This window comes from Amycolatopsis sp. NPDC043889, from assembly GCF_056435645.1.
The window spans coordinates 1-13,311 of the sequence record NZ_JBWKEC010000038.1; the positions used below are offsets into that span (position 1 = coordinate 1).

The following is a 13,311-nucleotide window of genomic DNA, read 5'->3' on the forward strand; positions in this document are numbered from 1 at the left end:
TCACGACCACCGGCACCGACGCCTCACCGCCACCTTCCCCCGCGGGTGGGAGGGCGGTCCGATGAGGTCCTTCGTCCCGGATCTGGTCAAGATCCTCGTCTTCGCGGTGGTGACCGTGTTGCTCACCGCGGTCCTCGGCGCCACCATCGCGAACACCAACTTCGGCGACACTTCCGGCTACACGGCCAAGTTCACCGACGCGTCCGGGCTCAAGGAGGGCGACGACGTCCGCATCGTCGGGGTGAAGGTCGGCCAGGTCGGCAAGATCGAGGTCGAGGAGGGCGAGAAAAACCTCGCCCAGGTCCATTTCGACGTCCAGACCTCGCACCGGTTGCCGGCGTCGGTGACCGCGACGATCAAGTACCGCAACCTGGTCGGCCAGCGGTATCTGTCGCTCGGCACGGACATCGGGGACGAGAAGTCGTTGCCGCGCGGCGGGGTCATCCCACCCGAGCGCACCAAACCGGCGTTGAACCTGACCGTGCTGTTCAACGGGTTCAAACCGCTCTTCCGCGCGCTGAACCCCGAGGACGTCAACAAACTGTCCTACGAGATCATCCAGGTCTTCCAGGGCGAGGGCGGCACGATCACCAGCCTGCTCGCGCACACCGCGTCGGTCACGTCGGCCATCGCGGGCAAGGACAAGATCATCGGTGACGTCATCGCGAACCTCAACGCCGTGCTCGGCACGGTCGAGAAACGCTCGCCGGAACTGGGCGAGCTGATCGATCAGACCCAACGGCTGGTCACCGGGCTGGCCGAGCAGCGGCAGCCGATCGGGGAGGCGGTCAAGGCGCTGGGCGACCTCACCGTCGCCACGACCGGGCTGCTCGCCGACGCGCGGCCCGCGCTCAAGGACGACGTCGTCCAGCTCGGCGCGCTGTCGCGGAACCTCGGCGATTCGGAACAGCTGCTCGACCATCTCCTGCAGGTGCTGCCGGGCAACCTGCAGAAGTTCACCAGGACGCTGAGTTACGGCAGCTGGTTCAACTACTACCTGTGCGGGATCTCCGGCAGCATCGGCATCAAGTCGCTCGACATCGAACTGCCGATCACGCCGCTGCCCGGCACGCAGCGACCGGAGAGGTGCGGGCCGTGAAGCCGCTCAAGGAACGCAACCAGGCCGTGGTCGGCGGCGTGACGCTCATCCTGATCGTGCTGATCACGGCGACGACGTACTTCTCCGACCGGATCCCGTTGTTCGGCAGCGGGACGACGTACTCCGCGTATTTCGGCGAGTCCGCCGGGCTGGCGCCGGACAACGAGGTGCAGGTCGCCGGCGTCAAGGTCGGCCAGGTCAGCTCGGTGGAGCTGGCGGGCAAGAAGGTGCTGGTGAAGTTCCGGGTCAAGGATGTCCGGGTCGGCGACGCGACCGCCGCGTCGATCGAGATCAAGACGCTGCTGGGCGAGAAGTTCCTCGCGCTCACGCCGAAGGGCAAGGGAAACCAGGACCCGAACACCACCATCGGGCTCGACCGCACGCGGACGCCGTTCGAACTGCAGGACGCGTTCCAGGAGCTGTCGGGCACGGTCGGCGAGATCGACACCGCGCAGCTGGCGTCGAGTTTCACCGTCCTTTCCGACGCGCTCAAGGACAGCCCGCAGTACCTCAAGGACGCGCTGAGCGGCCTTTCCTCCTTGTCCAAGACGGTGTCCTCACGCGACGGTGACCTGAAGACGTTGCTGGCCAACACGAGCAAGGTGTCCAAGACGCTGTCCGATCGCAACGCGCAGCTGAAACGGATCCTCGACGACGGCAATCTCCTGCTCGCCGAACTGCAGAACCGGAAGGACGCGATCAGCACCTTGCTCAAGGGCACGCAACAGGTTTCAGCGCAGCTGTCCGGTCTCGTCGCCGACAACCGGCACCAGCTGAAGCCGACGCTGGAGAAACTCGGAAAGGTCACCGACATCCTGCAGCGCAACCAGGACAACCTCAGCCGTAGCCTCGCGCTGATGGCGCCGTTCGCCCGCGTCGGCGCCAACGCGACCGGCAACGGGCGCTGGTTCGAGGGATACCTGTGCGGGCTGCTGCCGCCGACGATCATCGCGGGCGCGTTCCAGGTGAACCCGGAGGGCTGCACCCCGCCGATCGCGGCACCGAACCAGGGGGTGGGCGGACGATGACCATCCGGACACGCACCGGGCGCACGGTCTACACGTGGGTCGCGTTCGCCTGCGTCCTCGTGCTCCTCCTGACCGCCGGGCTGTGGCTGGTGTTCAAGGAACCGGGCGGGACCAGGATCAGCGCCTACTTCGGCAAGACCGTCGGGCTCTACGCGGGTTCGTCGGTCCGGGTGCTCGGCGTGAAGGTCGGGGAGATCACCGGCGTGACACCGCAGGGCGAGGCGGTCCGGGTCGACATGAGGATCGACGGCGACACGCCGATCCCGGCCGACGCGGGCGCCGTCGTCGTCGCGCCGAGCCTGGTCAGCGACCGGTACGTCCAGCTGACCCCAGCCTACGAGAGCGGCCCCGAAATGGCGACGGACACGGTGATCGCCAAGGAGAAGACGGCGACGCCCGCCGAACTCGACGACCTCTACACGAGCCTCGACAAGCTCTCGACCAGCCTCGGACCCAACGGCGCCAACAAGAACGGCGCGCTGTCCGACGTGCTCGACACCGCGGCCGCGAACCTCGACGGAAACGGGAAGAACCTCAACACCACGGTGACGCGGCTGTCCGAACTGGCCAAGACCCTGGACAGCTCCAAAGGCGACCTGTTCACCACCGTGCAGAACCTGAACTCCTTCACCGGCGCGCTGGCCGAAAGCGACAAGCAGCTCAACGAGTTCTATCGCCGGGCCGCGGACGTCAGCGGTTTCCTCGCCGCGGATTCCGCCGACGTGGGTGCCGCGCTGAACTCCCTGGCGACGGCGATGGGCGACGTCGAGAAGTTCGTCGCGGAGAACAAGGATCTTCTCTCGTCCAATGTGGACAAACTGGCCGGGCTGACGAAGGTGCTCGTGGACCAGCGGGCGTCGCTCGCCGAGGTGATCGACATCGCGCCGACCGGGGCGACCAACTTCATCAACTCCTACGACGCCGCGTCCGGCACCATCGCGGTGCGGGACAACCTGAACGAGCTGACGCATCCGCCGATCCTGACCGTGTGCCGCCTGATCAGCGCGAGCACGCCGAAACCGATTCCGGACGCGCTGGGCAACATCTGCAAACAGCTCGCGCCGGTCCTCGACGGCACGCTGAAACTCCCGTCGGTCCCGCAGGTGCTGGCCTCACTGCAGAGCGGCGAACTTCCACCGCTGCCGCTCCCGCTCGTCGACGTCATGACGAAGGGGCTCCCGAAATGAGGCGGCAACGGCAGAAGATCGCGGGAGTGATGGCGGGCGTCCTCGTGCTGGCCGGCTGCGGTGACGGCGGTTTTTCGGGGCTGTACAACACGCCCTTGCCGGGTGGAGCGGATCTCGGCGACCACCCGTACCGGCTCTCCGCGCAGTTCTCCGACGTCCTCGACCTGGTGCCGCAGGCGAGTGTGAAGGTCAACGACGTCCCGGTCGGCCGCGTCGAGAAGATCGATCTCGCGCCGGACACGCGTTCGGCGTGGGTGAGCATGGTCGTCAACGGCGACATCCCGCTGCCCGCGAACGCGCGCGCCGAGCTGCGGCAGTCCAGCCTGCTCGGCGAGAAGTTCGTCGACCTGCACGCCCCCGAGAAGCCCGAGGGAACGCTCGCCGAGGGCGCGAAGATCCCGCTGGACCGCACGAACCGCAACCCCGAGGTCGAAGAGGTCCTCGGCGCGCTTTCCCTGCTGCTCAACGGCGGCGGCGTCGAGCAGATCCAGAAGATCAGCCATGAACTCAACGAAGCGCTCACCGGCAACGAGGCCGAGGTCCGCTCCCTGCTGTCCCAAGTGGACAAACTGGCCACCGAACTCGACGGGCACAAGGGTGAGATCCTGCGCGCCATCGACGGCCTCGACAAGCTGTCCAAAACCCTGGTCGGCCAGACGCAGAACCTCACGAACGCGCTCGACAATCTCTCGCCGGGGCTCAAGGTCGTGACCGAGCAACGGGAGCAGCTGGTCGGCATGCTGCAGTCGCTCAACACCCTTTCCGGGGTCGCCACCGAGACGATCAAGGCGAGCAAGGACACGCTGGTCGCGAACCTCCGCGCGTTGCAGCCGACGCTGCGGAAGCTGACCGAGGCGGGCCAGGATCTGCCGACGGCGCTGCGGATCCTGCTCACGTACCCGTTCCCGGACTACGCGGGCAACGTGATCAAGGGCGACTACGCGAACGTGGAAGCCAAGATCGACTTGAACCTGGACACGTTCCTGGAGAACATGAACAACTCGTCGCAGCCGATCATTCAGCTGCCCGGTACCCAGGGCACCGGCACCCCCGGCGCGATCCCGTTCAACAACGGTGCCGCGCCGCCGGTGCTGCCGCTGCCCGCCGGTGATCTCCCTCAGGTTCCCCGAACGCCCCAAGGGGATGTACTGGGCGGCGTGCTCGGCGGGATCCTCGGACCGCTGCTCGGAGGTGGCCGGTGATCACGCGCAAGACCAGGTTCCAGCTGGCGGCGTTCGTCGTCATCGCGGTGGTTTCGGTCGTCTACGCGGGCGGCAAGTACGCCGGGCTGGACCGGCTCTTCGGCACTCGCGGCTACCTCGTCACCGCGCAGCTCGTGGACTCGGGCGGGATCTTCGTCAACGCCGAGGTCTCCTACCGCGGTGTCGCGGTCGGCAAGGTCGCGTCGATGACACTCACCGAGCACGGCATCGACCTGGGCCTCGACATCGACTCCGGCGCGCCGAAGATCCCCGCGGACACCAAGGCCGCGGTCGCGAACCGGTCGGCGGTGGGGGAGCAGTACGTCGATCTGCTGCCCATGCACGAAAACGGGCCGTACCTCACCGAGGGATCGGTCATCAAGCGGGACAAGACCTCGATCCCGCTCGCGCCGGACACCGTCCTGTCCAATTTGGACAAGCTGGTGTCGAGTGTGAAGCCGGAATCGTTGAAGACCGTCGTCGACGAGACCTACGAGGCCTTCGCGAACGCGGGCCCGGACCTGCGGCAGCTGCTGAACAGCACCGGTTCCCTCACCGCGACCGCGACCCAGTACCTGCCCGACACCCAAGGCCTGCTCGCCAACTCGCGGACGGTGCTGGACACCCAGCGTCGGCAAGCGGACAACATCACCCAGTTCTCCAGCGGGCTCAAGACGATCGCCGCGCAGCTGAAGACGTCCGACCCGGATCTGCGGCGCGTGATCGACGAGGCACCCAAGCTGAGCCGCCAGATCAGCGACGTGCTCGCGGTCTCCGGGACCGACCTCGGCGTGCTGTTCGCGAACACGCTCACGACGGCCCAGATCACGTCCGCCCGCACCGACGCGATCGAGGAACTGCTCGTCGCGTACCCGATCATCTCGGCGTTCTCACGCTCGACATCGCCGGACGGCACCGGTCACCTGGGCGTGGTGTTCAACTTCTTCGACCCGGTCTCGTGCACGAAGGGTTACGAGGGCACGAAACAGCGTCCCGCCAACGACACCACCGAGGCGCCGGTGAACACCCAGGCGTACTGCGCCGAGCCACCAGGAAGCCCCACTGGCGTACGAGGCTCGCAGAACGCCCCGTACGCGGGAAAGCCGCCCGCGGTCCCGGAGCGGCCGAAGCAGACCCCGCAGGCGGCGGAATCCGCTCAGCTGCCGGGTGTGCTGAGCCTGCTGACCGGGTCCGCGCCGGGCGGACTGGGCGCGTTGCTGGGCGGCAAGTAGTGCTCACCCGTGCCCTCACCGTCGTCGCCGCGCTGGCGGTCCTCGCGGCCACCTGGTTCGGCTGGTCGTGGTGGAGCGCCGCCCGGGACGACGGTCTGGCCAGGGGCCGGGAACGCGAAGCCGTCCTGGCCGCAGCGTCCGGTCAGCTCGAAGTGCTCAACACGATCGACTACCGCAGCGGCGCCCAGGACGTCGACCGCTGGCTCGGCGTCACCACGGGACGGCTCGGCAAGGACCTCACCGGCGACCGGCAGATCCAGATCGACCGGGCGACCGCGAGCAAGACCGTCGCCACCGCCGAGCTCAAGCAGGCCGCGGTCACCGAACTCGACGCCGCCGCCGGGACGGCGCGGCTGATGGCCGTGCTGGACGTGCGGGTCAGCACCGGCGGCGGCTCGGCCGTGCCCAAGGTGAGCAGGCTGACCGTGGACTACCAGCGCGTCGAGGGCGGCTGGAAGGTCAGCGCGGTCCAGGCGGCGGGATCATGACCGGGCGCGTCCCGCGGATTCTGATCGCGATCATCGCGCTGGCGACCGGCTGCGCGGTGTGGTTCGGCATCGAGGCGTCTTCGCTGGGCTCGGACGGCAACGCGGCGCTGGTGGACCAAGCCGCCACGGCCGAGGTCGCGGATCAGGTCGGCGCCGGGGTGAAGGCCGTGTTTTCCTACGACTACAGCAACCTCGCGCGAACCGAGCGGGCCGCCGCCGACGTGCTGACCGGCGAGGCGACCGGCCAGTACCGGGACCAGTTCGCCTCGGCGCGCGAACGGGCCGAGGAACAGAAGCTCGTGCGGACGACGACGGTCCGGTCGCTCGGCGTCCGGTCCCTGCGCGGAGACGAGGCGGAAGTGCTGCTGTTCCTCGACCAGCAGACGCTCACCGCGGGCGGCGGCGCCCCGCAGTCTTCGGTGTCGCAGCTTTCGGTCGCGGCGGTCCGGATCGACGGCCGGTGGAAGATCTCGCGGCTCACCCCGCTGTGATCAGGAGACACGTTTCATGTTCGCGCCGGCGATCGCGCCGCCGGAAACGGTGTAAGAACCGGAAAAAGTACGCAGCGAACCATCGGTCTGGCGAGCCGAAAGATGGACGTGCACGGTGTTCCCGCTCACGCCCGTCACGGTGAGGTCGGCCCAGGAAGTCGTCGCGAATCCCTTGACGTAGGAGGCATAAGTGCCGCCTTTCGCCAGCCGTTGCCCGCCGAGATTCCACGCGGTGGGGAAATCACGCCGGTTGAGCGCGTCGTAGTACGCGATCACCGTTTGTGCCACCGGAACCGCGGGTGCGGGATAGACCGTCTGTGTCGTCGGCGGTGCGACATAAACCGTCTGGGGTGGAGCCGCGACCGCCGGTGGCTGGATCACGATCGTGTTCGGCGGCGGTGCCACCGTGACGGCCGGTGCCGCCGTTCCCTGCGTGGGTACCGCGCACGCGGCCAGCGCGCCCGCCGCCATCAGTGTCACCGCGACCCGGTTCTTCGCTCCCATTTTTCTCCCCTTTTCCTCGTGCTATCGAGAATGCGGGAACGGTGGTCGTCCCAATAGGGGATTTGGCCTCGTTACGAATGCTGAAAAACACGCCGGAACCGTTATCGGATCTTGTGCGCGCGGGCCTAGGGCCACCCTCGTCTCACGTCGGACCGCCCCCGGGTTTAGCGTTAGGCATGACCACTGCACCTGTCGATGTCGAGAGCGCCCGCCGCGACTACGCGGCCCTCGTCGACCGTGGCCTCTCCCTGGACATCACCCGCGGCAAGCCGTCCCCTCGTCAGCTGGACCTCGCCGATGGGCTGCTCGCTCTCCCCGGAGACGTGCGCAAGGCTGAGGACGGCACGGACGTCCGCAACTACGGCGGCCTCAAGGGCCTGCCCGAGCTCCGCCGCATCTTCGCCGGGCCGCTGCAGGTCCCGGCCGAGCAGCTGCTGGCCGCGGGCAACTCCAGCCTGGAGCTGATGCACGACTCGATCGTGCAGGCCTACCTCAGCAAGCTCCCGGGCGCCGAGCGCCGCTGGGCCGACGAGCCGAGCGTCAAGTTCCTGTGCCCCGTGCCGGGCTACGACCGCCACTTCGCGCTGGCCGAGCGTTTCGGGATCGAGCTGATCCAGGTGCCGCTCACCGAGACCGGCCCGGACATGGACGTCGTCGAGCGCCTCGTCGCAGAGGACGCCGCGGTCAAGGGCATCTGGTGCGTGCCGAAGTACAGCAACCCGACCGGCGTCACCTACAGCGACGACACCGTGCGCCGCCTGGCGACGATGACCACCGCCGCCCCGGACTTCCGGATCTTCTGGGACAACGCCTACGCCGTGCACCACCTCACCGAGGACGAGGCGCGGCTGGCGGACCTGCTCGCGCTGGCCACCGAGGCGGGCAACGCCGACCGCGTGTTCGTCTTCGGCTCCACCTCGAAGGTCACCTACGCGGGCGGCGGCGTCGGCTTCTTCGGCGCCTCCGAGGCGAACCTGGCCTGGTGGACCGGCCTCATCGGCAAGCGGACCATCGGCCCGGACAAGGTCAACCAGCTCCGCCACGCGCTGTTCCTGCGCGACGAGGACGGCGTCCGCGAGCACATGCGCAAGCACGCCGAGCTCATCGGGCCGAAGTTCGCGGCCGTCGACGAGATCCTGACCAAGGAACTGGCCGAATCGGGCCTCGCGTCCTGGACCAAGCCGACCGGCGGGTACTTCATCTCGCTGACCGTGCCGTCCGGGACCGCCAAGGAGGTCGTGCGGCTGGCCAAGGAGGCGGGCATCGCCCTGACCCCGGCCGGCGCGACCCACCCGTACGGCGACGACCCCGACGACGCCGTCATCCGCATCGCGCCGACGTACCCTGAGCTGGCCGAAGTCGAAGAGGCCATCCGCGGCCTCGCCGTCTGCGTCCGCCTTGCCGCGGCGACGAAGAAATAAGTTCGAGATCTTTTCCAATCCGGGTCACGGGTGGTTCCGAACGTCCGAGTGGGTGGGTGTGCACCGCAAAGACGAGAGGAACCACTCGTGTTCGGAAAGCCCTTCGTTCGTACCCTGATCTCGCGCAGCGCCGAGAACCGCACGGATCGCCGCCGGTTCCTGAAGGCCGCCGGCGCGGCCGGGCTGGGTGTCGTCGGCGCCACCTACCTCGGGGTGCAGGCCACTTCGTCCGCTTCGGCGACGGGTGAGGCCGCTGCTGCTGCTGCTGCCCCCAGCGACGCGGCCGTGCTCAACTTCGCGCTCAACCTGGAGTACCTCGAAGCCGAGTTCTACTCCTTCGCCGTCCACGGCCGCGGTTTGCCGGACGACCTCACCGGCGGCGTCGGCGCCCAGGGCGGCGTCGTCGGCGGCAAGAAGGTGATGTTCCGCGACAAGACGCTGCACCAGTTCGCGAAGGAGATCGCGGGCGACGAGGTCGCGCACGTCAAGTTCCTGCGTGGTGCTTTGGGTGAGGCGGCGGTGTCGCGGCCAGAGATCGACCTCAAGGACAGCTTCACCGCCGCCGCTCGCGCGGCCGGGCTGATCAGCGAGTACCAGCAGTTCGACCCGTTCGCCAACGAGAAGAACTTCCTGCTGGCGGCGTTCCTGTTCGAGGATGTCGGCGTGACGGCCTACAAGGGCGCCGCGCCGCTGATCACCAACAAGACGTTCCTGGACGCGGCCGCGGGCATCCTGGCCGCCGAGGCCTATCACGCGGCCACCATCCGGACCTCGCTGTTCGACCGCGGCCTCGGTGACGCGGCGGCCAAGATCTCCAACGCCCGCGACGCCCTCGACGGCCCCGGTGACGACGACCAGGGCATCCTGCTCGGCAACCAGGCCAACATCGTGCCGACCGACAACAACGGCATCTGTTTCGGCCGCGGCGCCGACCGGGTGCTGAACGTCGTCTACCTGAACCCCGGTCCGGTGCAGGAGGGCGGGTTCTTCCCCAAGGGGGTCAACGGGGACATCGTCGCCAGCGGCGGCGCGTGAACGCCTCTGTCGGGTCGCCGTTTCCCGGTACCGTCGGGTGACGGCGACACGACAGGGGGTCAGCGGTGAAGGCTGTGATCATCGGCGGCGGGATCTCGGGCACGGTGACCGCGATGGCGTTGCGGCGGGCCGGGATCGAAGCGAGCGTCCACGAGGCGTACCCGTCCGGCGGCGAGGACGCGGGCGCGTTCCTGACGATCATGCACAACGGCATGGACGCCCTGCGCGCGATCGGCGCCGAGGCACCGGTGATCGACAACTCCTTCGGCGCGGTGGGCCTGGAACTCGTGACGCCGGACGGGCGGACCGTCGAACGGCGTTCCTTCGACATCGACGGTCTCGCCGGGCCACGCACGATTACGCGAGCGTCGCTTTACCGTGCGCTGCAAGAGGAGGCGATCTCGCGCGGGATCACCTTCGAACGCGGGAAACGGCTGGTTTCCGCCACGCCGGGGGTCGCTCGCTTCGAGGACGGGTCCGTTGCCGAGGGAGACATCCTGATCGGCGCCGACGGGCTGCGATCGGTCGTCCGGACCATCATCGACCCGGACTGCCCGCCTCCGCGCTCGACGGGCCTCGACGTCGTCTACGGCTACTCGACCGACACGAGCATCCCGCAGGCACCGTCCCTCTATCGGATGATTCAGAGCCTGCACGCCTTCTTCGGCTACACGAGCACGCCCGACGGCGTGACGTACTGGTTCGCGCGGCTTCCCACGGCCGAAGGCGTGCGCTCCGGCCTGACGCCGGCCGAATGGCGCTCGGCCGCTTTCGCCGCCTTCGACGGGGAACCGTTGCCTGCCGCGGAAATCATCCAGTCCACAGGGGACGAAGTCTTCGGCGGACATTCCTACGACGTCCCGTCGACGCCGGTGTGGTTCACCGAGTCGATGGTTCTCGTGGGCGACGCGGCGCACGCGGCCTCTCCCGCCGCTGGGCAGGGGGCGTCGATGGCGCTGGAGGACAGCGTCGTCCTCGCCCAGTGTCTGCGGGATCTTCCCGACGCCCCAACGGCTTTCGCGGCCTACGAGCGGCTGCGGCGGGCGCGGGTGGAGGAGCTGGTGGCCGGCAGCGCGGCGGTGTCGTCGGGGACGACGTCCGACCGGGACCGGAACTGGCTGTACCGGCACCACATCGACTGGGACGCGAAGATCGGCTGAAGGACGCTTTCACCACATGTCACGCGGCGAAAGCGTCCTTCAGCCCCCTTGGCGTGCCGGGTGCAGGTCCGAAGCCCGTGAAGGCCTCCTTCCCTACCTTCAGGGTAGGGAAGGAGGCCTTCACGGACGAAAAGCTACTTCTTGTACAGGGCTTCGATGTCGGTCGCGTAGTTCTTGTTCACGATGTTGCGCTTCAGCTTCAGGCTCGGCGTGATCTCCCCGCCGGCCTCGGTGAAGTCCTTCGAGAGGATCGTGAACTTCTTGATCGCCTCGGCCTGCGACACCGCGCTGTTGGCCTGATCCACGGCCTGCTGGATCTCGGCGCGCAGCTCGGCGTCGCCGGCCAGGTCGGACACCGTGGCGTCGGCGGGCTTGCCGTGCTGCGACTTCCACGACGGGAAGTACTCCTCGTCGATGGTGATCAGCGCGCCGATGAACGGCCGCTGGTCGCCGACGACCATCGCCTGGCTGACCAGCGGGCTGGCCTTGATGGTGTCTTCGAGCCCGGACGGGGCGACGTTCTTGCCGCCCGCGGTCACGATGATCTCCTTCTTGCGCCCGGTGATCTTGAGGAACCCGTCGCTGTCCAGCTCGCCGAGGTCGCCGGTGTGGAACCAGCCGTCCTCGAGCGCTTCCGCGGTCGCTTCGGCGTTGTTGAAGTAGCCGCCGAAGACGACGTCGCCCTTCAGCAGGATCTCGCCGTCGTCGGCGATCCGCACCGAGGTGCCGGCGACCGGACGCCCCACGGTGCCGACGCGGAACCCGTCCTGGGTGCCGACGCAGGCCGCGGCGGACGTCTCGGTCAGGCCGTAGCCCTCGAACACCGGGACACCGATGCCGCGGAAGAAGTGCGCGAGCCGCACGCCGAGCGGCGCACCGCCGGACACCGCGGCCACGCACCGGCCGCCGAGGGCCGCGCGCAGCTTGCTGAACACCAGCTTGTCGAACAGCGCGTGCTTGATCTTGAGGCCGAGCCCGGCGCCGCCGGTGTCCTGGGCCTGGCTGTACGCGACGGCAGTGGCTTCGGCGGCGTCGAAGATCTTGCCCTTGCCGTCACCGTGCGCCTTCTGCTTCGCGCCGTTGTAGACCTTCTCGAACACCCGCGGCACGGCGACGACGAACGTCGGGCGGAAGGTGCCGAGGTCGGCGACGAGGTTCTTGACGTCCGAGGTGTGCCCGAGGGTCACCCGCGCGCTGAGCGCGGTCACCGCGATGGCGCGCGCGAGGACGTGCGCGAGCGGCAGGAACACCAGCAGCGAGTTGCCCTGCTCCATCAGCTGCGGGAACGCGGCGATGTCGGCGCGGATCTCGGCGAGGAGGTTCCGATGGGTCAGCTCGACACCCTTGGGGCGGCCGGTCGTGCCCGAGGTGTACACGATCGTGGCCAGGTCGCCGGCCTTCACCGTGCGGCGCCGCTCGTGCAGGTCGTCGTCGCTCAGCTCGGCGCCCTGCTTGGTGAGCTGGTCGACGGCGCCTGCCTCGATCTGCCAGGTGTGCTCCAGCGCGTCGAGGCGGCCCTTGACGGATTCGAGCGTCGCGACGTGGTCGTCGGTCTCGACGAACACGGCCTTCGCGGCCGAGTCCGAGAGGATCCAGTGGACCTGCTCGGCCGAGGACGTGTCGTAGATCGGGACGGTGACCGCGCCGGCGGCCCAGATCGCGAAGTCGATCAGGGTCCATTCGTAGCGGGTCTTGGACATGAGCCCGACCCGGTCGCCCGGAGCGATGCCCGCCGCGGCCATTCCCTTGGCCACGGCCAGAACCTGGGCGGCGAAGTCTTTGGCGGTGACGTCCAACCAGGTACCGTCGACCTGGCGGCGGAAACTCACGACATCGGAGAACCGCTCCGCGTTCGCCCAGACGACGTCGGCGAGATTCTCGTCGTCGGTCACCGGATTGGCGGCGGGGGCGCTGTATTCGCGCACGAGGAACCTCCGTGTTCGCGTGCAAGTGGTGTGACCGGTGTTACCCGCAAGTCAACTTAGCGTGCCGTGCACCTTAAGACCATGCTGACGAATCGGCCATACCCAGGACATGACATTCTGCCGCTGTGAACCAGGCGCCGCCAGCTCTCGACATCGTTGACGAGACCTTCCTCGTGGTCCCGCCCTCCACCGTGGCCGCCGCTTTCGCCGATCCGCGATCTTGGTCACGTTACTGGCCGGACCTCGTTCTCGAGGTCTACACCGACCGCGGCGACGAAGGATTGCGCTGGACGGTGCGCGGTGCCTTGATCGGTACCATGGAGGTCTGGCTCGAGCCGGTGCTCGACGGCACTTTGCTGCACTACTTCCTGCGCGCCACTCCCGCCGGTCCGGACGGGGCGCCGCGCGTGCTCCAGCCCCGTGACCTGCGGCGGGAGTTCGACCGCAGGGCCCGTGCCGCCAAGGCCATCGCGCTCGGGCTCAAAGAGGTCCTCGAGGACGGGCGCGAGCCCGGGGTCGGTCCCCGGGCCGAGTAGGGG

General features: G+C 68.3%; 13 protein-coding genes. 11 read left to right on the forward strand and 2 right to left on the reverse strand.

Annotated features, from left to right (window positions below; genetic code table 11):
• Positions 1–61: 61 nt before the first annotated feature.
• From AC0685_RS38355 to AC0685_RS38385, 7 genes are read left to right on the forward strand one after another with little or no spacing between them, the layout of a single operon-like run.
• On the forward strand, positions 62–1,099 hold the full coding sequence (locus AC0685_RS38355; protein WP_478230035.1) for an MCE family protein: 1,038 nt from the start codon (positions 62–64) through the stop codon (positions 1,097–1,099).
• Positions 1,096–2,127, forward strand: a complete 1,032-nt coding sequence (locus AC0685_RS38360; RefSeq protein WP_478229983.1) for an MCE family protein — start codon at positions 1,096–1,098, stop codon at positions 2,125–2,127. Before AC0685_RS38355 ends, AC0685_RS38360 begins: the two co-directional genes overlap by 4 nt.
• Entirely contained in the window at positions 2,124–3,314 is a 1,191-nt protein-coding gene (locus tag AC0685_RS38365; RefSeq protein ID WP_478229984.1) for an MCE family protein, read from the forward strand. The genes AC0685_RS38360 and AC0685_RS38365 overlap by 4 nt, the downstream gene beginning before the upstream one ends.
• Positions 3,311–4,516 (forward strand): MCE family protein, encoded by a 1,206-nt coding sequence (locus tag AC0685_RS38370; protein ID WP_478229985.1) that lies wholly within the window; start codon positions 3,311–3,313, stop codon positions 4,514–4,516. Before AC0685_RS38365 ends, AC0685_RS38370 begins: the two co-directional genes overlap by 4 nt.
• Positions 4,513–5,748 (forward strand): MCE family protein, encoded by a 1,236-nt coding sequence (locus AC0685_RS38375; protein WP_478229986.1) that lies wholly within the window; start codon positions 4,513–4,515, stop codon positions 5,746–5,748. The genes AC0685_RS38370 and AC0685_RS38375 overlap by 4 nt, the downstream gene beginning before the upstream one ends.
• A complete protein-coding gene (locus tag AC0685_RS38380) occupies positions 5,748–6,236 on the forward strand; it encodes a hypothetical protein (RefSeq protein WP_478229987.1) in 489 nt (162 codons plus the stop codon). The genes AC0685_RS38375 and AC0685_RS38380 overlap by 1 nt, the downstream gene beginning before the upstream one ends.
• Positions 6,233–6,727 carry a hypothetical protein gene (locus AC0685_RS38385; protein WP_478229988.1) on the forward strand — a complete coding sequence of 165 codons (495 nt, stop codon included), beginning with the start codon at positions 6,233–6,235 and terminating at the stop codon, positions 6,725–6,727. Before AC0685_RS38380 ends, AC0685_RS38385 begins: the two co-directional genes overlap by 4 nt.
• Here the strand turns inward: AC0685_RS38385 and AC0685_RS38390 are convergent, their stop codons facing one another.
• Positions 6,728–7,231 carry a hypothetical protein gene (locus AC0685_RS38390; protein ID WP_478229989.1) on the reverse strand — a complete coding sequence of 168 codons (504 nt, stop codon included), beginning with the start codon at positions 7,229–7,231 and terminating at the stop codon, positions 6,728–6,730.
• A 176-nt stretch (positions 7,232–7,407) separates the two neighbouring features.
• Here AC0685_RS38390 and AC0685_RS38395 point away from each other — a divergent pair, with 176 nt between their 5' ends.
• The 3 genes from AC0685_RS38395 (at position 7,408) to AC0685_RS38405 (ending at position 10,847) form a co-directional block, all read left to right on the forward strand.
• Entirely contained in the window at positions 7,408–8,652 is a 1,245-nt protein-coding gene (locus tag AC0685_RS38395; RefSeq protein WP_478229990.1) for an aspartate aminotransferase type Ic, read from the forward strand.
• Positions 8,653–8,739: 87 nt separating this feature from the next.
• The gene (locus AC0685_RS38400; RefSeq protein WP_478229991.1) at positions 8,740–9,687 is read left to right on the forward strand and encodes a ferritin-like domain-containing protein; all 948 of its coding nucleotides are present in this window, start codon (positions 8,740–8,742) and stop codon (positions 9,685–9,687) included.
• Between the two features lie 65 nt (positions 9,688–9,752).
• Positions 9,753–10,847 (forward strand): FAD-dependent oxidoreductase, encoded by a 1,095-nt coding sequence (locus AC0685_RS38405; protein ID WP_478229992.1) that lies wholly within the window; start codon positions 9,753–9,755, stop codon positions 10,845–10,847.
• A gap of 134 nt (positions 10,848–10,981) precedes the next feature.
• Here the strand turns inward: AC0685_RS38405 and AC0685_RS38410 are convergent, their stop codons facing one another.
• The gene (locus AC0685_RS38410; RefSeq protein ID WP_478229993.1) at positions 10,982–12,772 is read right to left on the reverse strand and encodes an AMP-dependent synthetase/ligase; all 1,791 of its coding nucleotides are present in this window, start codon (positions 12,770–12,772) and stop codon (positions 10,982–10,984) included.
• Positions 12,773–12,897: 125 nt separating this feature from the next.
• On the opposite strand from AC0685_RS38410, the gene AC0685_RS38415 reads away from it, so the two are divergent.
• Positions 12,898–13,308 carry a polyketide cyclase / dehydrase and lipid transport gene (locus tag AC0685_RS38415; protein ID WP_378436573.1) on the forward strand — a complete coding sequence of 137 codons (411 nt, stop codon included), beginning with the start codon at positions 12,898–12,900 and terminating at the stop codon, positions 13,306–13,308.
• Positions 13,309–13,311: the final 3 nt, after the last annotated feature.

Bases quoted from the DNA above. Each gene is read 5' to 3' on its own strand.
- AC0685_RS38370 (WP_478229985.1), top strand. From the start codon at position 3,311: ATGAGGCGGCAACGGCAGAAGATCGCGGGAGTGATGGCGGGCGTCCTC.
- AC0685_RS38355 (WP_478230035.1), top strand. From the start codon at position 62: ATGAGGTCCTTCGTCCCGGATCTGGTCAAGATCCTCGTCTTCGCGGTG.
- AC0685_RS38390 (WP_478229989.1), bottom strand. From the start codon at position 7,231: ATGGGAGCGAAGAACCGGGTCGCGGTGACACTGATGGCGGCGGGCGCG.
- AC0685_RS38385 (WP_478229988.1), top strand. From the start codon at position 6,233: ATGACCGGGCGCGTCCCGCGGATTCTGATCGCGATCATCGCGCTGGCG.
- AC0685_RS38395 (WP_478229990.1), top strand. From the start codon at position 7,408: ATGACCACTGCACCTGTCGATGTCGAGAGCGCCCGCCGCGACTACGCG.
- AC0685_RS38365 (WP_478229984.1), top strand. From the start codon at position 2,124: ATGACCATCCGGACACGCACCGGGCGCACGGTCTACACGTGGGTCGCG.